The organism is Pseudoalteromonas sp. AOP7-A1-14, from assembly GCF_052376275.1.
GTDB lineage: Bacteria > Pseudomonadota > Gammaproteobacteria > Enterobacterales > Alteromonadaceae > Pseudoalteromonas.
The window spans coordinates 1-25,420 of record NZ_JBQSVO010000014.1 but is presented as its reverse complement, the minus strand read 5'-3'; the positions used below and the strand labels follow the sequence as shown (position 1 = coordinate 25,420).

Here is a 25,420-nt window from a genome sequence, read left to right as displayed (position 1 = left end):
AGTGTCGTTAAAAAGTAGCTAGTTTAGTTATTACCTTCTGAGCCAGCATTACTTGGGCGACGACGGCGCTGGTTAGCCTTACCAACTGATTGGCGTTTTGACCACGGGGTTTGCGCGTTGTCAGCATCGTGTTTATTCGCATCAGCCTTTTTACCTGAGCCACCACGACGAGGCCCTGTACCATTACCACCATTGTTAGACTTTTTGGAATCTGATTTAGGCTTTGAAAATGGTTGTTTGGCTTTTTTTGGCTTTTTCGGTTTGATTGGTCTAGCATCGAGCTCGCGCTCTGGTACACCTTGTGTTGGTTCAAACCCAGGCTCAGAAGCACGCGGAATAAGCTCGCCAATAAATCGCTCAATACCGTATAAATCGGCGGCATCATCAACTGTTACGAGTGAAATTGCGTGCCCACTTGCACCTGCACGACCAGTACGGCCGATACGATGTACATAATCTTCATAAATATTAGGTAGGTCGTAGTTTACGACATGTGGCAATTCAACAATATCCAAACCACGGGCAACAATATCTGTTGCAACTAATACGCGCACTTCACCACTTTTAAAACCATCTAGCGCTTTTACACGTGCACCTTGCGATTTGTTACCGTGAATAGCAGCGCCAACAATATCATCACGCTCAAGCTGTTTTACTAAGCGATTAGCGCCATGCTTAGTACGGCTAAACACCAACACTTGCTGCCAATTATTACTACGTATTAAATGGCTTAACAAGGCTGTTTTACGGGGTTTATCAACCGCGTAAACTGATTGTGTAACACTTTTAGCTGTGGTGTTTTTAGCAGCGACAGAAATTTCAATGGGGGAGTTGATAAGTCCTTTTGCAAGACTACGAATTTCATCAGAAAATGTCGCCGAGAACATTAAATTTTGGCGTACCGGCGGTAATTTAGTGATGATACGTTTAATATCATGAATAAAACCCATATCAAGCATGCGGTCGGCTTCGTCAAGCACCAACACTTCTAAATTATCAAACTTAATCGCGTTTTGATTATGTAAGTCAATCAAGCGTCCAGGGGTAGCCACTAAAATATCTACGCCTTTGCGCAAACGCGCCATTTGTGGGTTTATTTTTACCCCGCCATAAACCACAAATGAGCTAACATTTGAATGCTTTGCATACTCTTCAACATTTTCGCTTACTTGTAATGCCAGCTCACGTGTTGGCGTTAAAATAAGCGCACGCACTTGATTGCCTTTGGCTTTTGGCCCTTTAGATAGACGCTCAATAAGAGGCAAAGTAAACCCTGCAGTTTTACCTGTACCTGTTTGCGCAGCAGCCATAACATCGCGACCGTCAATAATAGCTGGAATAGCTTGAGCCTGGATTGGCGTTGGCGTTTCATAGCCCTTTTCTAAAACCGCATTAACTAAAGACTGTGATAAACCTAACCCATCAAAACTCATATTCTCTCTCAATAATTGCACGGCCGAAGTGGCCAAGCGCGCATTATACCGATCACACGAAATAATGCATGATAATATTTTCTTACGTGGTTTTTCTTATAAACTGTCTTTTAATGCTTTTGCCGCTTTAAATACCGGCTTGTTAGCGCCCTCTATTTCTATCGTTTCGCCTGTTTGCGGGTTACGCCCCGATCTCGCAGGATGATAACTCAACGAAAAAGTGCCAAAGCCATTAACTTGTACTTGGTCGCCTTCACTTAATGATTTTTGAATGCTTTTTAATAACGATGTCAATGCGGCTTTTGAGTCTTTCTTTGTTAATTCACTGTGCCTTGCCATGGTACTAATTAATTGTGACTTATTCATAAATGCTCCGAAATGCTCGCGAACTGATGATGAGTTCAGCGTAGAAAGTGATAATTACTTAAGTAGCCAACTAAAAGTCACGCAGGCTAAGGCTTACAAGCCAGTAAGTCAACCTTGTAAATTGAGCAATTACTTGTTAAACCCTCTTGAACTTTAGGCAGGCATTAATTGAATACATTCCACTAATTTAATTTTTTGCGGTATGTAAACTGGTCGATATCTATTAGGCAACCGCCTTATTGATGACAACCACGTTTATGTAAGTGCTGTACTACGATGTTAAACATAAAAAAGTATCTACTCGCCACTGGGTCTTTTTTGGTATTGCTGCCGTGCTTGGAACACTTACATTAGTTTTTCATGACGATCAATTTGTAAAACTCAAAGCCACCATAATCTACACAGGATTATCGAACAGCTTGTTAGTAAGCTGCTATTGGCAGGGAAAAGTCTCGTCAAAAAATCACTCAGTACTGTTTTAATTAACGCATCAAAAAAGCAATCTCAGGTGCAAGTTCCCGCACCTTTATGGGGGAAACTAAATTTACTATGGATTGCTATTTTTGCAGCTATCGCGTTGTTAAACCTTACATAGCCTATAATTTTTCACTAAATTTTTGGGTTAACATTAAAGTATTTGGCTTAATGGGAGTTACGTTTGTATGTATTTTTATTACCATTATGGTGCTGTTTAAATACGTACCTGACGATGAAAAGACTGCCACATCGGATAAAAAAAACCCGTCCAAGTAATGTCATAAAAATGTCGCCTTAACTTGTTATGGTGAATTAAAAATCAACCTGAGACAACCTTGAACGCCAATCAATACCGCTGGTTTGAATTTATCTTTATTTTTATACTGCTACCAATACTTGGCTTTACTTTTAGCAGTTACCTGACAAATTGGCTGATCCCCGCACTTATTATAATAATGAGCGTGTGTTGCTGGTTGCTACTAAGCGATCCACACTTTAAACGCTTTCGGCTCACCAGTTTAGGTGAGTTCTCTGCGGTTAAACGTCGGTTATTTAGTTTTTTATTTTTGGGGGCGTTATTTTCTGGGGTTTTTTACGCCGTTATTAACCAAGGAAATTGGTTTAGTCTTCCACGTAACTCATTTTATGACTGGCTATTATTATTGCTGCTTTATCCGTTATTATCTGTACTGCCGCAAGAGTTGATTTTTCGCACCTACTTTTTTCATCGCTATAAACGAATTATGCCAAGTAAAACTGTTCGCATTGTTATCAGTGCCAGCGTTTTTGCTTTAGCTCATATTGTATATGCTAATGTTGTGGCGGTTATTTTAGCTTTTTTAGGGGGCTTACTTTTTTCATATACTTACGCACAAAGTCGTTCAACCTTCGTGTGCGTAATTGAACATAGTTTATGGGGCTTGTGGATGTTTACTTTAGGGTTAGGGAAATACCTAGATTCTGGTGCACTTTGAAGTATTAAAGTAGCTGAACCATACAGAGCATGACTCAGCTAAATTGACGCCTAAAAACCGAAGATGCTTAAACCAAAAAACTTAGTTGCCACAGTGTTTACAAAAATCAACACTAAAACAACAGGAATAAAGGTCGATAGTGAAAAGTTAATATACTTTTCACTAAAACTACCAATATAACTTGGGCGGCCTTGACTAAGCTCTTCGCTGAGGTTCGCCTTTTTCCAGCGGTACATAACAAATAGACACACCATTAGGCCGTTAAGCGGTAAAATAGTATCGTAAAATACGTCGTACACAATATCGAATACACTTTTACTATTCCCACCATAGCTAGTAAACGACGTTAAACTCTCCACCATACCAAACGACATCGTACATAAAACAGTTAAAACACCCGTCGCTAAGCTTAAAATGACTAATGCTTTTTTACGACTAATACCTCTACGATCGCTTAATGTCGCAGTGGGTACTTCAACAATAGAGACCAATGAAGTAATAGCGGCAAAAAAGACTAATAAAAAGAATACGAAAGCTACAATTGACGCGCCGATGTAACCAATATCAGCTTGCAGAGCAAGTAAGATTTTCGGTAAGTAAACAAAAATCATTGACACTGACGACTCTGATAAATTAGCAGGATTAGTATCTGGGTTAAAACTAAAAATAGCAGGCAATACCATAAGACCCGCAATGAAAGCGACCAGTGAATCGGTAAATGCAACAACCTTAGCACTGCCTACAATATCTTCTTTCTTTGAAATGTATGACGCATAAGTAATTAAAATACCCATTCCCAATGACAAAGAGAAAAAGGCTTGTGCTAGCGCACCATTAAGTACACTGGCGTCCATTTTAGAAAAGTCAGGTATAATATAATACGTCACACCCGCAGCGGCATTATCAAGCGTTAAAACATACGCGACTAATGCAATGAGTAAAGCAAACAACGCCGGCATCATAAACTTTGCCGCCTTTTCTATTCCTCGCTTTACACCGCCAACTAAAATCAAGTTAACAATCAGCACTACCACTGCCATGTAACCAAACACGGTATAACTATTAATAAACGTGTCGAAATGCTCAGGTCTCGATAACGCATCTAAATTACCTATCACGACTTGGCTTAGGTAACCAAAAATCCAAACAGTGATCACCATATAAAAAACCGCAATCATAAACGGAGTAAGAACGGCTAAAAATCCAGCAATGCTCCATTTAGAATCATTATTAGACAAGCTTTTATATGAACCAAAAGGATCTTTTTGTGCTTTACGTCCCATCGCCATTTCAGCAATCATCACCGGTAAGCAAATAAAAATAACAAACAATGCATAGACGAGTAAAAATGCTCCTCCCCCATTTTTTGTTGCAGAAACAGGGAAACCAACTAAATTACCAATCCCAACTGCAGAACCTGCTGCTGCTAGAATAAATCCGAGGCGGGAGCTAAAATGCTCGCGTTTATCGCTCATTTAAAAACCTTTTTATTATTTTCTTTTATCGACTCGACTTTATCAGTGTTGCGCTAAGCTTTTCAAGCATTATAAGTTAAAGGCATAATACATAGTGTAAATTTATATCGGCACCTATATCCAAGCGACTTCAAGGTGAAGAGCTCAGTATTTCAATGGGGTTTGGGTATAAAAGTCATAGCTGTGCTACCATCAAAAAAACTGTAAGAGATTAAAACAATGTTATATGCCATTTATTCAACTGACGTGCCTAATAGTCTTGCTGCACGACAAAGTGCTCGCCCTGCTCACTTGGCTCGTTTACAAGAGCTTGATCAACAAGGACGATTACTCACTGCGGGGCCATTACCAGCGGTAGATAGTAATGACCCTGGTGAAGCCGGATTTACAGGTTCTTTAGTGATTGCTGAATTTGACTCACTCGAGGCTGCTCGTGAATGGGCTGGTCAAGACCCTTACATCAGCGCTTGTGTGTACGACAACTCAGTCGTCAAACCTTATAAAAAAGTGTTCCCTAATTAAGTCCTCCAAGATGCTATTAAGGGCTTGTTCACTAGAGATTAATTAACATTTAGTTTAAGTGAATTATGTTATTGGTAGCTTTTACTTGAGTTTTAGCTAACAGGTTCATTAAACTATTAGTAGTGTCAGGTTTAGGAGTTTTTTCATTATGCGTATATTATTTACACTCAGCATAGCGACTAGCATTTTATTTTTAAGCACAGCTTTAAATAATGTATACGCTAATCAATCAGTACAAAAAGCTGAAGTAAGTAAAAAACAAGCTGTTGAGCTTGCCAAAGGAAGCCAGCATGGCAAAACCCTAAAAATTACTGAACAAACCAACGTTTATACCGTACGAATTTTAAAGACCGATGGACATGTTATTGATGTCCATATAAACAAAAAAACCGGCAAAGTGAAAAAGGATTAAATTAATGCGAATTTTAGTAATTGAAGATGATTTACACTTAGCAGATAACCTGCGCAATGCCCTTGAAAAAGAACGCTATAGTGTTGACTTATGTCACGATGGCGAAGCTGGTTTGTTTCATATTACTGAATACCCGCTCGATATGGCTGTTGTAGATTTAGGGTTGCCTAAAGTTGACGGTATTGAGCTAATTAATAAAGCTCGTGCGCAAGGGGTTACTATCCCGATTTTAATACTTACTGCACGTGACCGCTGGCAAGATAAAGTTGAAGGTCTCGATGCTGGTGCTGACGATTACCTAACCAAACCATTCCATGTTGAAGAACTTATTGCTCGCTGTAATGCACTTATTCGTAGAAGCGCCGGCAAAGCAAACCCTGAAATGACCGCAGGACCAATAAAGATTCACACTCGTTCGCAGCAAGTATGGGTGGATGATAAAGAACTAAGCTTAACGGCTTACGAGTACAAAGTACTTGAGTATTTAATGGTTAATCCGCAAAAAGTGATTTCTAAATCAGAATTAACTGAGCATATTTATGACCAGGACTTTGACTTAGACTCAAATGTAATTGAAGTATTTGTACTACGCTTACGTAAAAAACTTGATCCAGAAGGCATACTTAACCCGGTTGAAACATTACGTGGCCGTGGTTACAGGCTTAAAAGCCAGTGGTAGTATCGCAAATTCCGTTAAAAGTAAGGCAAGGATTTATCCTTGTCTTTGTTTTATTAGTTGCTTTACCTATTCTGTTTTTTTCAATCGGAAAAGCCTATTACGCTTCACTGGTTGAAGCCACTGAAAAAACCCTCGAAGCGCACCTTTACTCACTGATTTCTGAAGTTGATTTTACAGAGCGTGGGATTGTCATGCCAAGTACTATTTTGGCGCCAGAACTTAATAGACTCAACTCCGACACTTACGCAATGATATACCGCGATAAACAAGCGGTTTGGCACTCTGAATCAGCTGTTAACGTTAATATTGTGCCAGAGTACGTAGAACCTCGCGCTGGCTCTGCTGACTTTCGCCGTGTATCGTATAAAGACACCATATACTGGCAGCTTAGCTTTACGGTGATTTTGAATAATATAAATCAGTCTGAACAAGCACGGTTTATTTTACTAAAGCGAAACGACGCCTTGTTAAGGTTAATGGACGGCTTTAGACGAACACTCGTAAACTGGATGTTTGTTATGGGTTTTGCCATTGCAGCACTTATTGCTATTGGATTTATCTGGAGTGCTCGGCCTTTACAGCGTCTTGATAAAGAAATTAAAGCAATTGAATCTGGTGACAACCAACAAATAAAAGGTCTGTACCCTGTAGAGTTACAGACAATAAAAGCTGACTTAAACTTATTACTTGAATCACAGCAAAGACAAAAAGAGCGGTATCGTGCTTCATTAAGTGATCTTGCTCATGCATTAAAAACCCCACTAGCTGTATTAAAATCAAGTCCCCTTGCTAACGATATCGATGCACAAGAACAATTAGATCGCATTAATGTGATGATCGAGCATCAGCTCAAGCGTGCTGCTACGGGCGCATCTGACACCTGGAAAAAGCAAACAATTATCAAACCTCTACTTGACTCTATTTTAAGCGCTATGAACAAAGTTTATCGTGATAAAGATATCATTTTTGATTGCCAAGTAAGTGAGAAAGCCTTCTTTTTAGGTGATAAAACCGACTTAATGGAGCTACTTGGTAATCTTATCGATAATGCTTGTAAAGCATGTCGCTCACAGGTCAGTATTAATGTAATACAAAAAAACAAAAAGCTCGTTATAAATATTAATGATGATGGCCCTGGTGTACCTGAAGATAAGCGTGACTCATTACTAACCAGAGGCACACGTTTGGATACCTATGAAAGTGGTCACGGTGTGGGAATGGCGATCGTGTCTGATTTAGTAAAATCTTATCATGGAAGCCTAACTATTAGTGATAGCGAACAGTTAGCTGGTGCGTTATTTAGCTTAGAGTTTAAATTACCATAACAAAAAATAAAGCATTACTGTGTAGTACTCCATTGTTATGGCTAAATACTTTAAGCTACGCTAAAGCTAATGAATGTATACCAAAAGATAGCGCCCCCCAGGAGTAAAAAACTATATAGGTTGTTTAATTGAGAAGATTGCAGCCTTATAGTGCAACCAAACAATGTGGATCAATAAGTTAACCTTAGATTTAAATAAACTTGAACAGAAACTGGCAACAGTCAGTTATTACCTATTTTTAAACGTAGCTTAATTAGTCAAAGCCAGTTTTTAGAGGGAGGCTGTCGGTGACGTTACTTGCATAAAATGCCAAACGCCACCAAAGCTACTTATAAGCCGTATGAGATAATTATGTTAGAACAACATATTGAGTTATTACAAGAGGCTATTTAGACTGCTGTATTTCTTCACCGTTACCTAACAGAATTGCAAGCCAACGCCCTTCTTGGCTCGTTTCAAGACCAATCTTAACAATCATGGTCAAAGGAACCGACAACAGCATGCCAACTGCACCGAGCAACCACCCCCAAAAAATTAATGATGAAAATACCACCAATGTTGATAACCCTAAACCCTTACCCATAAACTTAGGCTCAACAATATTGCCCATCACAGTGTTGATCACCATATATCCAGCTCCGACTAGCCCCGCGCTTAAGGGCCCTTGCGTAACTAGTGCAAGCAACATCGGTGGTATCGCCGCGATCATAGAGCCAATATTGGGTATATAGTTAAGCATAAAAGCGATAACTCCCCACAGCACAAAGTAATCAACATTAAGTATCCACAATAAAAAACTAGCAAAAATACCAGTGCCTACGCTAACTAAAGTTTTAATGGCAAGGTATGAATTAATAGAATTTAAAAAGCGGTTAATTTGCTGCATTTTACTATCAGGATCATCCAGTGCTATGTGTATTTTATGGCCAAGTGTTGGCCCTTCAAATAACATGAATACAACGGTTAGAATAATCAAAAATAAATTAGCCATTACACCGCCAAGACCGGTGAGCATATCAGTAGCTAAATCAACTATTTTACCGGGATCAAACATTGCAAGAAGTTGCTCTTTGTTGACGATGATATTATATCCTGCTGCAATATCAACCAACCACACAAATTCAGTTTGCAGCTTTTCTTTGTACTCTGGCAACTGCTTAGAAAAGTCATTCAGTGACTGCCCTACTAAACTACCTAAACTAATACCAATACCGACCATCATCAATATAACTAATATGATGGCTATCCCTCTTGGAATACGGTAGCGACCAAAAAACTGCAATAAAGGATTACAAATTATGGCAATAAATGCAGCCAAAACAAATGGAACTATAATCATACTCGCCGATTTAATGCCCGCTAATACAATCACTAACGTCGCAAATATAACTAAACTTCTATTAACTCCTGTTAAACCTGACAAGCTCTTATCCTTATTAACCAAAAACTTTACTAAGTGTATGTGAATTCCCAATAAAATAAAACGTTTACTATCCCTATATATTTGAGATCCGCGCGCAAAGCAAAAGAGCATTGTGATCATATTCATCAACTCTTCGTATAAGTATTGTATAGTTAAATAATCAGCCAATTTAAGTAGGATCACTAATGAATGTTTTAATCACTGGCGGAACAGGACTTATTGGGAAGCACCTTTGCGGGCTTTTAAAGTCGCAACATCAGATCTATGTACTCACACGCACACCATCTAAAGCTCAACAAATATTAGGGACAGACATTAAGGTCGTGAGTAAAGTGAATGATATTGATTTTAATGCTCTTGATTGTGTGATTAATTTGGCCGGTGAGCCCATAGCCAATAAACGTTGGACTGATAAACAAAAGGCATTAATTAGCAACAGCCGTATAAAGTTAACTAAACAGCTTAGTTGCGCAATAAATCAAGCTGAAACCCCTCCTTCTGTGTTTATTTCAGGCAGCGCAATCGGTTATTATGGACGACAATCAACTCGCGCTATCGATGAAAGTTACACAGACGTTCATGATGAATTTAGCCACCAGCTTTGTCTAAAGTGGGAGCAAGCGGCACAACAAGCTCAATCAAGTAATACCCGTGTATGTCTATTACGAACCGGTATTGTACTTGATAAACACCAAGGTGCTTTAAGCAAGATGCAGCCTGCGTTTAAGTTTGCTCTAGGTGGAGCTATTGGCGATGGCAACCAAGGTATGTCATGGGTGCATATTGACGATATGGTGGCACTTATTAACTTTGTAATAGAAAATGAAGCTCTAGACGGTATTATTAATGCGACGTCGCCAAACCCAGTTAGCAATAAAGAATTTAGCCACCAGCTAGGTAAAGTACTGAATCGCCCCGTTAAACTCACTGTACCAGTATGGTTTTTGAATCTCACAATGGGAGAAATGGCTGAATTACTCATTTATGGGCAATATGTAAAACCAACTAAACAACTCAACCATGGATACAATTTTAGATACCCTGATTTACCAGAGGCTCTCAATAACATTATTAATAAACAATGAGTTAAGTATAATTAAACTGTTAAATTAGTATGCCAATACTATGCTCACATTTTGACTTAGTTAAAACCAATACTAACTTGCTATTTACCAACTGGTGAATAGCACTAAAGTAAGTTAAAATTATTGAACTATACAATGCAATACTGAGCAGCAAGAGATAGCAAATGCTACATTTACCAACAGTTATAGGGATATCTTTACTGCTTAATATATTGATCAGCTGCTTTTTTTTTACAGCTTATCATTATAAAAAACAATCATACTATTTATGCTTCGCTACAGCCTGTGCGCTGTTTGCAAGTGCAGAAATACTAACTAGTTTACGTATTGTAATTGATAGCCCATTTATAACTCATTACCTTGCTAGCTTAGCTATAATTGCATCCCCCATACTTGTCACCACAGGCATTGAAAGAATATCGCCGAGTAAAAAAAACGCTCAACAGCCAATGTTAGCTTTATTTGGTATCAGTGCGATAACTCTGATACCCATATATACTCACCCCGCTGGACAACTTGTTACCAGCCTTATTATTGGTTTTTTATTTTTATATTCAGCATATCTCATTCATAAGTTGCAAAGTAATGTAGCTATTCATCAAAAAATCCTCACCGCTTGCTTTATCAGCCATGGCTTTATAATGCTCTACCAAGGGGCTTTGCTGCTACTCAACATTTATGGTTACACCCCCCCTGTTAGTTCTCAAACACTTAATACTATTTTAATTAATCACTTGATCCTAACCACTGTCTGCTCATTTCTACTGCCTTTTATTATGTTTGCTGATGATGAAGCTAAACTTCGAGATTTAGCCAACCAAGATTTATTAAGTACGTTATTAAACCGCCGTGGTTTATTTATAAAAGGAGAAGAATTGCGTCAAGAGGTGATAAAACATAACAAGCCAATAAGCATGATCATGGTAGATATTGATTACTTTAAAAGTGTCAACGATAAGTACGGACATAGTATTGGCGACTCGGCTATACAATGGATTTCTCAACATATAAAAGCGCTATTCTCTGATATTGGGGTTTGCGCGCGTATTGGCGGAGAAGAGTTCGCTATTATTTTACCTAACCACACGCTTATCGAAGCAAAACAAAATGCTGAAAAGCTTCACGAATGTATTCGAAAACTCCCTCTACACTGCCAACACTTTAAGATACACCTCTCTATCAGTGTTGGAGTGAGCTGCTCCCAAGATGGCACTCTAAGCATTAATGAATTGCTGAAAAGTGCCGATCGTTGTCTATACATTGCCAAAAAGACCGGTCGTGACAAAGTAGTTATCCAAGACGAAAAAAGTTTACTCATCCAATTATAATTACCTCTGCCAGATGTTTTTTCTATACTTAAATTTGTATTTCTACTACTAATTTTAACTTTATTGATTAAATTAATATCTATTATTGAAAGCAACAATTTCATAAATAGTATCTAGCGAGCTAGAGTGAAGCTGTACCAATTATTCAGTTTAATACTTATAACTTTACCAACAGACAGAAGAGGCGATTATGATGCCAACTACACACTTCACACAACAAGATGGTTTATTCATTTATGGGAAACTACATACGTTTATCGAGGAGCAACTGTGTAAATCAGATAAAATTGCTTGCGATGACGTGTATCAAACGCTAGCAACTTTGGTTGACGAATTTGGTTGCCAATGCCGTAAGAACAAACATCAAAATAATGACACTCTAGATGCACAGGCACTACTTTATGCTTATCAATCTGAGAAAAAGCATCCATTGTGTCATGTTGATGCACAAACTACGGACGCAGTTCTAGATGAATACTGCTGCCAAGTTCCGGCTATTATTGTAGTAAGCCTAATTGATACTTTAAGCGGTACATTTAATGACGAACCAGGCGCACAAGCGATATATCAACGTGCAGCACAGTTATGTCAACGTGAAAACGTATACCGCGAAAAATTAAATACAAATGCAGCCTAGAGTGACCTTTGAGGACTTTCAAACTAGAGATGATTTAATCGCAGTGCGAAGTTTTAACCTTATGGGCTAAGTAAAAATAGAGCAAAACTACAGCTTCCAGTTCATGCTCCTTGCTTAGTCCCGTGAAGGTTAAAGTAAATCGTCTCTAGTTATGGAGTTTGTAAGCGTTCAATAATTTTATCTGCAAATTCGCTACAGCTAAAAACTTTCGGGTGATCATTTTCCAAGCTTGCCTGGTTTTCGTGTAAATCAAAAGTCAACTCACCCGCCTCTAATGTTTGCTCTAACGCACACTCAATACAGTCTGCAGCATCGTGCCAACCCATAAAGCGTAACATCATCACAGCACTTAAAATACTGCTACTGGGATTCGCCATATTTTCTCCCGCTATGCGTGAAAAAGTACCATGAGTTGGCTCAAAAAAAGCAACTTCTTGATTTAAGTTAGCCGCAGGTAATATACCTATGCCACCCACTTGCGCGGTAAGCATATCCGCTAAATAATCACCATTTTGATTTGTTGTTACCACAACATCAAAATGCTCTGGTGTCATAAGCGCTTGTTGTAGCATATTATCAGCAATGACTTCTTTTATTATCAGCGGATCTTGACCTTCTCTTGCTATTTGCAGCCATCGCCCATTCGCATGCTCAACTGCCCCGAATTCGGTTTTAGCAACTTCAAAGCCCCAGCGTTTAAATGCTCCATCAGTAAATTTTAATACATTACCTTTATGTACTAAGGTTAATGAGTCACTTTTATGTTTGAGTGAGTAGTTAAGCGCGTAGCGCATTAGCCGCGAAGCACCTTCTTTAGAAATATTTTTAATGCCAATGCCACATTGAGTATCAAAACGTAGCCGTGTGACTCCCATATCATGACACAAAAAATCCAATACTTTTTCAGCCTCAACACTTCCCGCCTGCCATTCAACACCGGAGTAAATATCTTCCGAGCTGTCACGAAAGACTACAATATTAGTATTTTCAGGTTTTTTAAGTGGCGAAGGTAAGTTTGCATATCCTCTAATAGGACGCATATTCACAAACAAATCCATCTCTTGGCGAAGCGCTACATTTAAAGAACGAAAACCGCCACCTACCGGTGTCGTTAACGGTCCTTTTATAGCAATTTTGAACTGCCTAACAGCATGAATAGTTTCTTGAGGAAACCAATCACCGTCATATAATTGTGCCGCTTTTTCACCATTATATATTTGCATCCAATGGATTTTACGCGAAGTTTGATAGCAGGTTAAAACAGCCGCATTAACCACTTTTAGCATCATAGGGGTGATATCCTCCCCCACACCATCCCCTTCTATATAAGCAATAATAGGCTCTAACGGAATAGACCATTGCCCATTATCGTCGATAGTGATTGCTTCGCCTTTTGGCGGTATAGTGATATGTTGATATTGCATGACTGATAAAACCCACTTTATTTGACATGAGATTTATTAAAGCATGGCTGTGCTAATTTGTCTTTGTGTATCCCGCTATACTTGCTATTCAACGTATAAATACATATCCGAACTTAATGTTAAACTCCCTATATTAACTGTTTAAGCCAGCCTACTTATTAAAAATGTACAAAGTATTGAAGGTTTATCAACTATTGATAAATAAGGCCAAAATAAAGCATCATTTATTTTATCAAAGCAAGAATAAAAACCTTGCTTATTTTATGAATTACAATTATAGTACTTGCTTGGTTTTAAAAAACCTCGCGGTTAACCTCTTTACCCTGATCCAGTAAGCCCGCACAAACGTATATCTAAAGCTAAATTATTGTAACGGCGAGAACCCCAACTCAGACTACGACATATATTTTTTATATATAGTCGCATAAATGTCATAAAGATCGTCAACACTGTAATGAAGCTAAACACAACACGGTCATCTAATTATGTATTAGCGCCACAAAAGTAATGGCAACATAATTGATAACAAGAAAAAAGTGAGTTTTATTATGTCTTATAGTTATAACGGATCGATGATCCAGATTGCCCATCCAGTGCAATCAATTTCAGTAAATAAACAACGTGTTATATTTTCTGATACGCAAGGCTTAAAAAATGCCTTATTTAGTAAAGCAAGTGATGCACGCCTATTTGTTAAATGGCTAAAATCAAATTAAGTTGATTTATCTCATCATATAATAATTCGCCAGCTACTTGCTGGCGGTTTGCTTTTTAATCCTCGGTTTTCTGCCACACTGAATTTATGAGTCATTATAGCTTTAACACAACTTTTCCAAGTCCTACTTGCTTACGAGCTTTCCAATCAGTTTAAGCATTAATTTATGTTTTCGCTTTATAAAAACAAACAACAAAAGACCACATTGTTTTTAGCAAAGAGTTTTCAACCATAGGTTTATCATCTCCTTTTGCGATTCCCGAAGCGCTTGCTAAGCAACTTAAACGAGATTAAACACAGTCATTACGTGTTCATTACCCAACTGAGCTACAAAAAAGCCACACAATGTATGTGTGGCTTTTGATATAAAATCTAATTATCTATTTATAGACTCTTATTTACGTATCCCTTCAATAAATAGTCCAATATCTACATGCGTTGAAGCTGGGCCTAAATCATAATCAATATCGTAATCAGCGAGTTTTAAACTTGTTTCCCCCTCAAAGCCGACACGGGTCCCTCCCCATGGATCTTTACCTTCACCGATTTTTTCAATTTCAAAGGTAATCGTTTTTGTAACACCATGTAAAGTAAACTCGCCGGTCACATCAGCCTCTTCACCGTCATCTTCAAATTTAATTGAAGTACTTTTAAATGATGCTTTAGGAAATTTATCTACATTTAAAAAGTCATCGCCACGTAAATGTTTATCACGCTCAGCATGGTTTGAATCAATACTTTTAGTATCAATATTTACTACTATTTGTGATGCATCAGGTTTTTTTGCATCATAGCTAAACTCACCATCAAAGGTATTAAAACGGCCATGTAACCAGCTATAACCTAAATGCTTAATTTTAAAGTTAACAAAGGCATGAGCACCTTTTGTATCAATAACATAATCAGCAGCCTGCGCCGCGCTTGCACCAAATAATGTAGCTGCAACAGCAGCAGAAACTAATAACTTTTTCATTTTAATCTTCCTTTATAGGTTTGATCATTCGAACTAAGGTTTTATCTTTATCAATAAAATGGTGTTTAAACGCCCCAAACGCATGTAAAAGCACTAAACCAATTAGCGTACAGGCCGTATAATAATGAAATTCACCAGCAATATCTGCCTGCTCTGCAATGCTAAAGTCAATTGCTGGAATACTAAATAAGCTGAATACTTCAATCGAGCGACCATCAGCAGTAGAAATCATGTAACCTGCTACAACTATAATACACAGTAAAATATATAATAAGACATGTGCCGTCTTTGCTACTTTATTGAGCCTAGTACTGCCACCTGAAACCGGTTCTGGGTTAGTGCCCAGTACCCGCCAAAAAAATCTAAATATCAGTAATATTACTAGGGTGATACCAATACTTTTATGTAAATCCATCGAACCACGATACCAACTGTCATAATAAGTAAGTTCAACCATATATAAGCCAAGGCCGAATAAGCCAACCACCATGACAGCCATTAGCCAATGCAAGGTAATTGCTACCCAGCCATAACCAGTGCGCGTATTTTTAAACATCTTCATTAATCCTAAACATCATTAAAACAACAATATCGCGTGCCCAATGAAAATAAAATAGCATTTAACAAACAACTTATGTGCATATAAACACAAAGTATTTCACTAACCTAAAGCTAAACAGTTAAAGTTTAATAAGCCTAATCACTTTCATGCTCAACTAAATTTACATACAGTTGACTGCCCGGCTCGGTTTGAAAACAACTAACCAGGTTTTCTTTGATCAGCTCAAGCATAGCAACAAAACTTACAACTACACCGCTGCGTCCTTCATTAAAAGTAAATAACTCACTAAATGGCAGTTGCGAACCCGTTTGTGAAAGCTTTTGTAATATTAAACTCATGCGTTCACGAGTAGAAAGCGCTTCTGCAGTTATTTGATGATGCTCAAAAGTTTTAGCTCTTGCCATAACATCACTAAGTGCCACTAGTAAGTCTTTGAGCTCTACATCGGGTAATATCTGAGCTTGCTCACTTTGCTCTGGCATTTGTGCTTTCGCTAATTGAATATCGCGTCCTACACGAGGAATTTCGTCGAGATTTTCTGCCGCTTTTTTAAATTGTTCGTACTCTTGTAGTCGCCGGATAAGCTCTGCACGAGGGTCCTCCTCTTCTTCAAGCTCTTCATGTTTTGGTAACAACAATCGCGACTTAATTTGTGCAAGTAAAGCGGCCATCACTAAATACTCACCAGCGAGTTCTAGCTGAAACTCGGTCATCAGTTCGACATAACCCATATATTGCTCGGTAATGCTAAAAATAGACAGCTCTAAAATATCCAGTCTGTGCTTTTTAATTAGATAAAGTAATAAATCAAGCGGGCCTTCAAAAGTTTCGAGGATCACTTTAAGAGCATCAGGTGGAATATATAAGTCTTCAGGCTTATCTATAACCGCTTTACCATGCAAAAAAGCCAGTGGCAGCTTTTGCTGTACTGGCTCATTTAACGTTGTTGCTTCATTGTTGCTCTGCGACATTAAATCTACTCAAAGGGTGATGTATCACCGCAACCGACACGTAATATTTGTATGTCATCTTCAGATAAGTCAACTACCGTCGTGGCTTGCTCAGCTAAGTGTCCACCATGAATAATTAAGTCAACTTGGTTACCAATTCGGTCGCGAATATCATCTGGATCTGACTCGGTAAATTGCTCGCCCGGTAAAATTAGTGAACACGACATTATCGGTTCACCTAATTCAGCAAGCAACGCACAAGTAATTGGGTGCTCTATTACGCGGATACCAATAGTTTTCTTTTTATCGTTTAATAATCTTTTAGGTACCTCTTTAGTACCTTTAAAAATAAACGTATAAGGCCCAGGTGTGTTATTTTTAATTAGCCTAAATAACTGATTATCAACCCGTGCATAGGTTGAAAGCTCAGATAAATCACGGCACACTAAAGTAAAATTATGATGTTTTTCAATACCACGAATACGTTCAATACGTTCTTTTGCTTGTTTGTTACCTAAGCTACATCCAATGGCATAACCAGAGTCAGTTGGATAAACCACAACTCCACCTTTTTCGATAATAGCAACCGCTTGATTTATTAAACGTGGCTGTGGATTATCAGGATGAATATATAAAAAATCACTCATTTTCATCTCCTTGTTGCCCTTCCCAAGATTGCCAAACACCTTGGCAGTCCTTAGGTAAGTATAAATTTTTGCCAAGCTCCAACCAACTGGTAGGAAAATGAAAGTCAGAACCTTGTGAGCATAATAGATCAAATTCTCGGCTTAGTTGACCTAAAAACTGTCTTTCGCTCGGCGCCTGTTGCGGCTGTGCTACTTCCATAGCATCACCTCCAGCTTCTTTAAACTGTGCCAATAACTTACGTAACCATTTATTAGACATCTGATAGCGCCCTGGGTGCGCAATAACGGCCACCCCACCAGCTTGATGAATGGCCGTGATGGCCGTTTGCATATCACACCATGTACTTGGTACATAGCCGGTTTTTCCGCGCCCCAAATACTTTTTAAATACACCGGGTATAGTACTTGCCACGCCGCGCGCAATAAGTGCTCTGGCATAATGAGCACGGGTAATTTGTGCATCAGCAGCAAGTTCCGCTGTTTGCTCATAAATACCATCAAAACCTTTTTTTTCAAGGCGGCGGCCTATTTCCTTGGCTCGATCGGCACGTTTTTGTTGTTGCTGTTGCAATAATAATTGCAATGATTGTTGCTCGGAGTCAACATTTAAACCAACAATATGAATTTCAAAGCTTTCCCATTTAGTAGATATTTCAACACCGCTAATCAAGGTAAGCGGTAGAGCCTCTTCTTTAATAAAAGCTTTAGCGGGCTTTATAGCCGCAACCGTATCGTGATCAGTAATGGCAAATACATCGATGTTTTTATCAACCGCACGCAACAATAATTGCTCAACAGTTAATTGTCCGTCTGAGTGAGTGGTGTGGCTATGTAAATCGTATTTTATCAAAAGAGAATACTGCTCATCGTAAATGTACAAAGTTGTTATTAAGTATAACAAAAATTTTAACTAAAATGTTTTAAATAAACACTTGACACTTAAGGTGTTAGTACGGTTTACTGTATCCACTTAAGACACATAAAGAACTAAAATAATGATTAATTCAATCCAAAACACTATCTGGTGGTGGCACTCGTAATTTATCGGGTGACGAATTGTCGTGTCTAACAAATTCAAAACCCGCTTATTGCGGGTTTTTTTATATCTTTTTTTTAATTTAGCTTGAGGCAAAAAATATGAATAACGGTCTTACTCTTACGCATCGTTGGTGGTGGCGCCTGATATAGCGGGACGGTAATGGTTTATCTAAAAATAGGTATCGTTATTCAAACCCTGCACAGCATAGCTTGCGGGGTTTACTTTTTTTGAGGGAATGAGGTTTGATATTTAGTCATATAACAACAACGCCGGGTGAAGTAACCAGTATCACCCAAATACGCGATTATATAAGTAGCCCATTGGCGCTTTACGGGCTACTTGATAAGCCCAATTCACTGCTATTAGAGTCAGCTGAAATTGATTCAAAAGATAGCGTAAAAAGTTTAATTTTGGTCGACAGTGCACTAAAAATTGTCTGTACTGGTAAAACAGTAACGATTACCGCGCAGTCAAATAACGGCCAACAATTACTACCCTACTTACAAGCTAACTTGCAAAATTGCGCAGTAAGTCAACAAGGTAATCAACTTACTTTAACTTACCAAGGCATTTCAAGCGATATTGACGAAGCCTCAAAGCTGATTGCCGACAATGCTTTTAGCACTTTACGTAGCTGTATAAATAATATCACTAGCACTACCGACAACCCTTTTTCGTTATTCTTAGGCGGTGTGTTTGCCTATGACATGGTAGCCAATTTTGAACAGCTAAGCGATGTACCTGACGGCGAAAATAGCTGCCCAGATTACGTTTTTTACCTTGCTGAAACTTTAGTTGTAATCGATCACCAAGCGAAAACCACTGAGCTAATTGGCAATGTATTTAATGGTCCAGACGTACATGCAAATTGTTTTGAAATAGGTGAAAAACTCGAACGTTTAAATGCAGTATGCGACCAAGCAAGTAATTACACCGGTAAACCTTGTGCAGGTAAAAGCGAAGTGAAGGTTGATATAAGCGATGAAACTTACTGTCAGCAAGTTGAAAAACTAAAAAAGAATATTGTTGATGGCGATATTTTTCAAGTTGTGCCTTCACGCACGTTTTCATTACCTTGCGCCGATTCACTACATGCTTACAGCCAACTTAAAAAACAAAACCCCAGCCCTTATATGTTTTATATGCGCGACAGTGAATTTGTTTTATTTGGTGCCTCTCCTGAATCAGCCCTTAAATTTTGCCCTGATTCAAAGCAAGTAGAAGTGTATCCGATAGCTGGTACTCGTGCGCGTGGTAAATTTGCCAACGGACAAATAAACCCAGACTTAGACAGCCGCATCGAACTTGAACTTCGTAACGACCAAAAAGAACGCGCCGAGCATTTAATGCTGGTTGATTTAGCCCGCAATGATGTGGCTCGTATTAGCGTACCCGGCACACGTCACGCAAAAGAGTTATTAAAGGTAGACCGTTATTCACAAGTTATGCATTTAGTATCACGTGTGGTTGGCACCTTAAAGCCTGAACTTGACGCCCTGCATGCTTACCAAGCTTGTATGAACATGGGCACCTTAGTCGGCGCACCTAAAGTCAGTGCGGCAGAGTTAGTTCGTCAAACAGAAGGCAAGCGCCGTGGCAGTTACGGTGGCGCGGTGGGTTATTTAACCGGTGATGGTGTAATGGACAGTTGTATTGTTATTCGCTCTGCGTTTGTAAAAAACAATGTTGCTTATGTACAAGCCGGTGCCGGCGTTGTATTTGATTCAGATCCGCAATCAGAAGCCAATGAAACCCGCGCTAAAGCCCAAGCGGTTATCGCCGCAATTCAATCGACGTATCAAGGTTAATTAGGAATACTATGCAAGATTTAAGCAAAATTAAAATCTATTTTTTAGATAACTTTGATTCTTTTAGTTATAACTTAGTCGATGAACTTTCTATGTTGGGAAGCGATTTAGTGGTATATCGTAATAACATAGATGCACAGGTTATTTTTGACAAAATGTGTAACGAAACCAGCCCGGTTATTTTAGTGCTTTCGCCAGGGCCTGGCGCTCCGAGCAATGCAGGCTGTTTAATGACACTGATTGAGCTTTGTAAAGGCCGATTCCCGATGCTAGGCATTTGTTTAGGCCAACAAGCATTAACCCAAAGTTATGGCGGTATTATTGGCCATGCAGGGGAAACCGTACATGGTAAATCATCACTTATTGAGCTTAGCGACCACCCTGTATTTGCAGGTATGGGTAAACAAATGCCAGTGGCACGTTATCACTCATTAATGGCCACAAAAGTACCTAAAAGCGTTGAGGTTATAGCCGAGTTTGCTGATATTCCTATGGCGATTTACCACCACAGCGATAACACCTTAGGTTTTCAGTTTCATCCCGAGTCAATTTTAACGCCTAACGGCGCTGCACTATTACAGCAAAGTATGCACTTTTTAGCCAACTCGAATTAAGCGAGAATAGTATGCCAGCAACACAACCAGAAACGAACGCTGACATAGCAAATATTGGGACTTTACTCAATCAGCTAATAGCTCAGCAACCATTAAGCTTTAGCCAAAGCCAGCAGTTATTTGCTGAAATAATGCAAGGCAAAGTCTCTGATATTGAACTGTCAGCGCTATTAATCGCGCTTAAAATAAAAGGCGAAGTGAGCGATGAAATAGCAGGTGCAGCGGCCTCTATGCGCGCTAATGCCAAAAACTTTAATACAACACTAACAAACCTATGTGATAGCTGTGGCACCGGTGGTGATGGCTCAAACACCATTAATATCAGCACCACGGCTGCCATTGTCGCTGCTGCTTGCGGTATTAATATGGTTAAACATGGTAACCGTAGCGTATCGAGCAATTCAGGCTCAGCCGATTTACTTAAAGCCCTGGGTATTAATATTGATATGAACCCAGAGCATGCAAGTGAGTGTTTAAGCCAAACCGGGTTTACGTTTTTATTTGCCCCGCACTATCACAGCGGCGTACGTCATGCGATGGGTGTGCGTACCGCACTTAAAACTCGCACTATTTTTAATATTTTAGGGCCGTTGGCAAATCCTGCCGCACCTGAAGTACAGCTACTTGGCGTGTACGATAAAAGCCTTTGCTTACCGATGGCAAAAACACTTCAAACATTAGGCACTAAACGCGCGATGGTGGTACATGGTGCAGGTACTGATGAAATAGCCCTACACGGCGAAACGACTGTGGTTGAGCTTAATAATGGCGCGCTTAAAGAGTACACCCTCACCCCTGCTGACTTTGGTCTTGCAAACTATTCACTTGAACAACTAGCCGGTGAAGGGCCAGAATACAACGCCCGTGCTAGCAAAGCGATTTTAGCAGGTAAAGGGAGTGATGCGCATAACGCAGCAATTATTGCAAATGTGGCGGCATTATTATATTTAACCCAGCAAGTAAGCGATTTGAAAGCCGGTGCAGAACAGGTTAAAAACGTATTAGCAAGTGGCCAAGCAATAGCCACGTTAAATGCAATCATTACAGCCAGTAATTCACAAGTAAACGCGGTAGAGGTAAATAATGGCTAATGTATTAGATAAAATAATCGCTGATAAAAAATTAGAGCTCATTGAGCGTAAAGCCAAACGCCCACTAGCAAACTTTAAAGAGCAGGCCGTACCGACTAGTCGCGACTTTTATAGCGCCCTTGCCGCCAAAGGCACACAATTTATTTTAGAATGTAAAAAGGCCTCACCTTCTAAAGGGCTTATTCGTGAACCTTTTGATTTAACCGAGATCACTTCAGTTTATAAAAAGTACGCTACGTGTATGAGCGTGCTTACCGATGAAAAATACTTTCAAGGTAGTTTTGATTATCTTAAATTTGTGCGTAGCCAAGTAGAGCAGCCGCTTATTTGTAAAGATTTTTTCATCGACGAATACCAAGTTTATATGGCGCGTATTTATGGCGGCGATGCTATTTTACTGATGCTTTCAGTATTGGATGATGAACAATACAACACATTGCGCAGCGTTGCTGAATCACTTAATATGGCTGTGCTTACAGAGGTAAGTAACGAACAAGAAGTCACTCGCGCGCTTACCCTAAACGCCAACATTATTGGTATTAATAATCGTGACTTACGGGATTTAAGCACCGATTTAGCCACCACAGAAAAGTTACGACAATTGATCCCAATTGATAAAGTGGTCGTTTCTGAGTCGGGCATTTACACCCATCAAGATGTAAAACGCCTTGCGCCTTTATGTGATGGCTTTTTAATTGGCAGCTCATTAATGACTGAGCGCGACCTAGAACGCGCTTGTCGTAGTGTTATATTAGGTGAAAACAAAGTCTGCGGCCTTACCCGAAAGCAAGATGCACAAGCCGCTTATAGCAGCGGGGCTGTGTTTGGCGGTTTAATTTTTCATCCTAAATCGCCTCGCTATATTGATTTAGATTGCGCAAAAACCATCACCCAAAGTGCACCATTGGCTTATGTTGGCGTATTTGTAAACACTGCAATTGAACAAGTAAGTGAATATGCGCACACTCTTAAACTTGCTGCGGTGCAATTGCATGGCCAAGAAGACGACGACTACATTACAAGTTTGCGAAAACTGTTACCAACTAGCTGTCAAATTTGGAAAGCCCAAGCAATTAAAAACGCGTTACCATCACCTGTAAATGGTGTTGACCGGCACTTATACGACACCCATAGCGACAGCCAAGCGGGCGGTACAGGTAAAACCTTTGATTGGTCAATGCTTGATGATGCCACAACCGGCTTTATGCTCGCTGGCGGGCTTAATCCTATAAATATTCCTGACGCACTTTTTCATGGCGCACTTGGCCTAGACCTTAATTCTGGGGTAGAAACGTCGCCAGGTAAAAAGTGTTCAAAAAAATTAAATGATGCCTTTGTAAGCATCCGTCAATATTGAGGTTACAATGAATAATCCAGCCTATTTTGGTGAGTTTGGTGGCATGTTTGTCCCAGAGCTCCTTGTTCCTGCACTGAAGCAGTTAGAAAATGAATTTAATAAGTCGCAAACCGATGCTGACTTTCAAGCTGAATTTGAAAAACTATTAAACGAGTATGCTGGGCGCCCTACGCCACTCACACTTACTCGTAACTTAGTTAAAAACCCAAAAGTAAAACTGTACTTAAAACGCGAAGATTTACTCCACGGTGGCGCGCACAAAACCAATCAAGTGTTAGGTCAAGCGCTACTCACCAAACGCATGGGTAAAAAGCAGGTTATTGCTGAAACGGGCGCAGGTCAACATGGTGTAGCAACCGCCCTTGCTTGTGCATTACTAGGTTTAAAGTGTCGTGTTTACATGGGCGCTAAAGATGTAGAACGCCAGCAACCTAATGTATTTAGAATGAAGCTGATGGGCGCCGAAGTGATCCCCGTAACCGCAGGTTCAGGCACCTTAAAAGATGCAGTAAACGAAGCACTTCGTGATTGGTCAGCCAATTATAAAGATGCCCACTATTTATTAGGCACCGCAGCAGGTCCGCATCCATTTCCAACGATTGTACGTGAGTTTCAAAAAATGATTGGTGAAGAAGCCAAGCAACAAGTATTAAAAGCTGAAGGTCGTTTACCTGATGCGGTACTTGCTTGTGTCGGTGGTGGCTCAAACGCCATTGGTATGTTTAATGACTTTATTGACGAGCCAAGCGTTAAGCTTATTGGCGTAGAGCCGGCAGGCAAAGGCCTTGATACTAAAGAGCACGGCGCAACGCTATGTAAAGGCACCAAAGGTGTATTACACGGCACTTATACCTACATTATGCAAAATGACGACGGCCAAATTGAAGAGTCTTACTCGGTATCAGCGGGGCTTGATTACCCTGCGGTAGGCCCGCAACATGCGTTTTTACACGAAACTGGCCGCGCGCAATATGTTGGCATTACTGATGATGAAGCCCTTGAAGCGTTTCAGCTACTTGCTAAAAAAGAAGGGATTATCCCCGCGCTTGAGTCAAGCCATGCCCTTGCCTACGCACTCAGATATGCCGAGGAACAAACCGAAGAAAGCATTTTAGTGGTTAATTTAAGTGGCCGTGGTGATAAAGACTTAGCCCACGTTCACAACGTATTATCTGAAGGAGGCAAGCTATGAGCCATTCGACTCAAAATACGGATCGTTACGGACAAACCTTTGCAGCCTTAAAAGAGCAAAACCAAGGCGCATTTGTGCCATTTGTTACTATCGGCGATCCTAATAAAGCATTAAGCGTAGAAATAATTAAAAGCTTAATTGATGGCGGCGCTGATGCATTAGAACTAGGAATTCCGTATTCAGATCCAATTGCCGATGGTCCCGTTATTCAAGCGGCTAATATTCGTGCCCTTGATGAAAATATTAATACCGAAGACTGCTTTGATATTATTAAACAAGTACGTGACTACAATGCGGACATTCCTATCGGGCTATTACTTTACTCTAATTTAGTATTCAAACGCGGTATTGAGGCATTTTATAAGGGCGCAAAAGCAGCAGGCGTTGACTCTATTTTAGTGGCTGACGTGCCTTTACATGAATCAAAAGTGTTTCGTAAAGCAGCTAAAGATAATGGCATCGACCCTATTTTCATTGCCACACCAAATGCACCTGACGACACGCTTCGCGAGTGTGCATCTTATGGCCGTGGTTATACTTATTTATTATCACGCGCAGGCGTTACAGGCACTGAAACTAAAGCGCAAATGCCAGCATCATCTATTGTTACTAAGCTAAAAGAGTACCACAGCGCACCGGCATTATTAGGTTTTGGTATATCAACACCAGTGGATGTAAAAGCCGCACTTAATGCAGGAGCAGCAGGCACTATTTCAGGCTCTGCCGTAGTTAAAATTATCGAAGCAAACTTAACCAATAGTGATGCTATGCTCAGCGAACTCAAAGCCTTTGTTACAAAGATGAAAGCCGCTACACAGCTCGATTAGAATAGTTTGCATTTCGCAATTAAAAAAGCGCTAAATAAATTAGCGCTTACAGGTAAGTTAACACCAATAAAAAAGCCGCTAAATG

At 39.6% G+C, this 25,420-nt stretch carries 24 protein-coding genes and 2 pseudogenes; 16 read left to right on the top strand and 10 right to left on the bottom strand.

All coding sequences use genetic code 11. The features are described 5' to 3' along the window. Positions 1–23: 23 nt before the first annotated feature. Both ACT3RM_RS04290 and ACT3RM_RS04285 read right to left on the bottom strand, forming a co-directional pair. On the bottom strand, positions 24–1,433 hold the full coding sequence (locus ACT3RM_RS04290) for a DEAD/DEAH box helicase (RefSeq protein ID WP_441835004.1): 1,410 nt from the start codon (positions 1,431–1,433) through the stop codon (positions 24–26). A gap of 96 nt (positions 1,434–1,529) precedes the next feature. Beyond that, on the bottom strand, positions 1,530–1,799 hold the full coding sequence (locus ACT3RM_RS04285) for an HU family DNA-binding protein (RefSeq protein WP_441835005.1): 270 nt from the start codon (positions 1,797–1,799) through the stop codon (positions 1,530–1,532). A 209-nt stretch (positions 1,800–2,008) separates the two neighbouring features. On the opposite strand from ACT3RM_RS04285, the pseudogene ACT3RM_RS04280 reads away from it, so the two are divergent. Next, positions 2,009–2,552 (top strand): annotated as a pseudogene (locus ACT3RM_RS04280) (inner membrane-spanning protein YciB). A gap of 59 nt (positions 2,553–2,611) precedes the next feature. Further along, a complete protein-coding gene (locus ACT3RM_RS04275) occupies positions 2,612–3,250 on the top strand; it encodes a CPBP family intramembrane glutamic endopeptidase (protein ID WP_441835006.1) in 639 nt (212 codons plus the stop codon). Between the two features lie 50 nt (positions 3,251–3,300). Here the strand turns inward: ACT3RM_RS04275 and ACT3RM_RS04270 are convergent, their stop codons facing one another. After that, on the bottom strand, positions 3,301–4,725 hold the full coding sequence (locus ACT3RM_RS04270) for a sodium-dependent transporter (RefSeq protein WP_441835007.1): 1,425 nt from the start codon (positions 4,723–4,725) through the stop codon (positions 3,301–3,303). A gap of 219 nt (positions 4,726–4,944) precedes the next feature. Here ACT3RM_RS04270 and ACT3RM_RS04265 point away from each other — a divergent pair, with 219 nt between their 5' ends. The 4 genes and pseudogenes from ACT3RM_RS04265 to ACT3RM_RS04250 all read left to right on the top strand — a co-directional run bounded on the left by ACT3RM_RS04265 (position 4,945) and on the right by ACT3RM_RS04250 (position 7,673). Further along, on the top strand, positions 4,945–5,247 hold the full coding sequence (locus tag ACT3RM_RS04265; RefSeq protein ID WP_441835008.1) for a YciI family protein: 303 nt from the start codon (positions 4,945–4,947) through the stop codon (positions 5,245–5,247). Between the two features lie 148 nt (positions 5,248–5,395). After that, a complete protein-coding gene (locus tag ACT3RM_RS04260) occupies positions 5,396–5,659 on the top strand; it encodes a PepSY domain-containing protein (protein ID WP_441835009.1) in 264 nt (87 codons plus the stop codon). Between the two features lie 4 nt (positions 5,660–5,663). Next, positions 5,664–6,338, top strand: a complete 675-nt coding sequence (locus ACT3RM_RS04255; RefSeq protein WP_441835010.1) for a response regulator transcription factor — start codon at positions 5,664–5,666, stop codon at positions 6,336–6,338. Further along, positions 6,332–7,673: pseudogene (locus tag ACT3RM_RS04250) on the top strand (ATP-binding protein). The gene ACT3RM_RS04255 and the pseudogene ACT3RM_RS04250 overlap by 7 nt, the downstream one beginning before the upstream one ends. A 375-nt stretch (positions 7,674–8,048) precedes the next feature. Here ACT3RM_RS04250 and ACT3RM_RS04245 read toward each other — a convergent pair. Then, positions 8,049–9,086 carry an AI-2E family transporter gene (locus ACT3RM_RS04245; RefSeq protein ID WP_441835011.1) on the bottom strand — a complete coding sequence of 346 codons (1,038 nt, stop codon included), beginning with the start codon at positions 9,084–9,086 and terminating at the stop codon, positions 8,049–8,051. A gap of 185 nt (positions 9,087–9,271) precedes the next feature. On the opposite strand from ACT3RM_RS04245, the gene ACT3RM_RS04240 reads away from it, so the two are divergent. The 3 genes from ACT3RM_RS04240 (at position 9,272) to ACT3RM_RS04230 (ending at position 12,136) form a co-directional block, all read left to right on the top strand. Then, positions 9,272–10,171, top strand: coding sequence for a TIGR01777 family oxidoreductase (locus ACT3RM_RS04240; protein ID WP_441835012.1), 900 nt, complete (start codon positions 9,272–9,274; stop codon positions 10,169–10,171). Between the two features lie 164 nt (positions 10,172–10,335). Beyond that, entirely contained in the window at positions 10,336–11,499 is a 1,164-nt protein-coding gene (locus ACT3RM_RS04235) for a GGDEF domain-containing protein (protein WP_441835013.1), read from the top strand. A 193-nt stretch (positions 11,500–11,692) separates the two neighbouring features. Beyond that, a complete protein-coding gene (locus ACT3RM_RS04230) occupies positions 11,693–12,136 on the top strand; it encodes a hypothetical protein (protein WP_441835016.1) in 444 nt (147 codons plus the stop codon). A gap of 149 nt (positions 12,137–12,285) precedes the next feature. Here the strand turns inward: ACT3RM_RS04230 and icd are convergent, their stop codons facing one another. Further along, a complete protein-coding gene (gene icd, locus ACT3RM_RS04225) occupies positions 12,286–13,560 on the bottom strand; it encodes an NADP-dependent isocitrate dehydrogenase (protein ID WP_441835014.1) in 1,275 nt (424 codons plus the stop codon). A gap of 548 nt (positions 13,561–14,108) precedes the next feature. Here icd and ACT3RM_RS04220 point away from each other — a divergent pair. Next, positions 14,109–14,276: a hypothetical protein gene (locus ACT3RM_RS04220; protein WP_441835015.1), complete on the top strand. Its 168-nt coding sequence runs from the start codon at positions 14,109–14,111 to the stop codon at positions 14,274–14,276. A 393-nt stretch (positions 14,277–14,669) separates the two neighbouring features. Here the strand turns inward: ACT3RM_RS04220 and ACT3RM_RS04215 are convergent, their stop codons facing one another. The 5 genes from ACT3RM_RS04215 to rnm all read right to left on the bottom strand — a co-directional run bounded on the left by ACT3RM_RS04215 (position 14,670) and on the right by rnm (position 18,257). Then, complete coding sequence (locus ACT3RM_RS04215; protein ID WP_441836027.1) at positions 14,670–15,248, bottom strand: YceI family protein; 579 nt, start codon at positions 15,246–15,248, stop codon at positions 14,670–14,672. A 1-nt stretch (position 15,249) separates the two neighbouring features. Next, on the bottom strand, positions 15,250–15,804 hold the full coding sequence (locus ACT3RM_RS04210) for a cytochrome b (protein WP_441836028.1): 555 nt from the start codon (positions 15,802–15,804) through the stop codon (positions 15,250–15,252). Positions 15,805–15,944: 140 nt separating this feature from the next. After that, entirely contained in the window at positions 15,945–16,781 is an 837-nt protein-coding gene (locus ACT3RM_RS04205) for a segregation and condensation protein A (RefSeq protein ID WP_441836029.1), read from the bottom strand. A gap of 5 nt (positions 16,782–16,786) precedes the next feature. Next, a complete protein-coding gene (locus ACT3RM_RS04200; RefSeq protein WP_441836030.1) occupies positions 16,787–17,407 on the bottom strand; it encodes an L-threonylcarbamoyladenylate synthase in 621 nt (206 codons plus the stop codon). Further along, the gene (gene rnm / locus ACT3RM_RS04195) at positions 17,400–18,257 is read right to left on the bottom strand and encodes an RNase RNM (protein WP_441836031.1); all 858 of its coding nucleotides are present in this window, start codon (positions 18,255–18,257) and stop codon (positions 17,400–17,402) included. The genes ACT3RM_RS04200 and rnm overlap by 8 nt, the downstream gene beginning before the upstream one ends. 431 nt (positions 18,258–18,688) lie before the next feature. On the opposite strand from rnm, the gene ACT3RM_RS04190 reads away from it, so the two are divergent. The 6 genes from ACT3RM_RS04190 to trpA are packed head-to-tail and all read left to right on the top strand — an operon-like array spanning position 18,689 to position 25,335. After that, a complete protein-coding gene (locus ACT3RM_RS04190; RefSeq protein ID WP_441836032.1) occupies positions 18,689–20,254 on the top strand; it encodes an anthranilate synthase component 1 in 1,566 nt (521 codons plus the stop codon). Between the two features lie 11 nt (positions 20,255–20,265). After that, complete coding sequence (locus ACT3RM_RS04185; protein ID WP_441836033.1) at positions 20,266–20,868, top strand: aminodeoxychorismate/anthranilate synthase component II; 603 nt, start codon at positions 20,266–20,268, stop codon at positions 20,866–20,868. Positions 20,869–20,879: 11 nt separating this feature from the next. Then, positions 20,880–21,959 (top strand): anthranilate phosphoribosyltransferase, encoded by a 1,080-nt coding sequence (gene trpD, locus ACT3RM_RS04180; RefSeq protein ID WP_441836034.1) that lies wholly within the window; start codon positions 20,880–20,882, stop codon positions 21,957–21,959. Then, positions 21,952–23,316 carry a bifunctional indole-3-glycerol-phosphate synthase TrpC/phosphoribosylanthranilate isomerase TrpF gene (gene trpCF / locus ACT3RM_RS04175; RefSeq protein ID WP_441836035.1) on the top strand — a complete coding sequence of 455 codons (1,365 nt, stop codon included), beginning with the start codon at positions 21,952–21,954 and terminating at the stop codon, positions 23,314–23,316. The genes trpD and trpCF overlap by 8 nt, the downstream gene beginning before the upstream one ends. A 7-nt stretch (positions 23,317–23,323) precedes the next feature. Beyond that, positions 23,324–24,508, top strand: coding sequence for a tryptophan synthase subunit beta (gene trpB / locus ACT3RM_RS04170; protein ID WP_441836036.1), 1,185 nt, complete (start codon positions 23,324–23,326; stop codon positions 24,506–24,508). After that, complete coding sequence (gene trpA / locus ACT3RM_RS04165; RefSeq protein ID WP_441836037.1) at positions 24,505–25,335, top strand: tryptophan synthase subunit alpha; 831 nt, start codon at positions 24,505–24,507, stop codon at positions 25,333–25,335. The genes trpB and trpA overlap by 4 nt, the downstream gene beginning before the upstream one ends. Positions 25,336–25,420 lie beyond the last annotated feature (85 nt).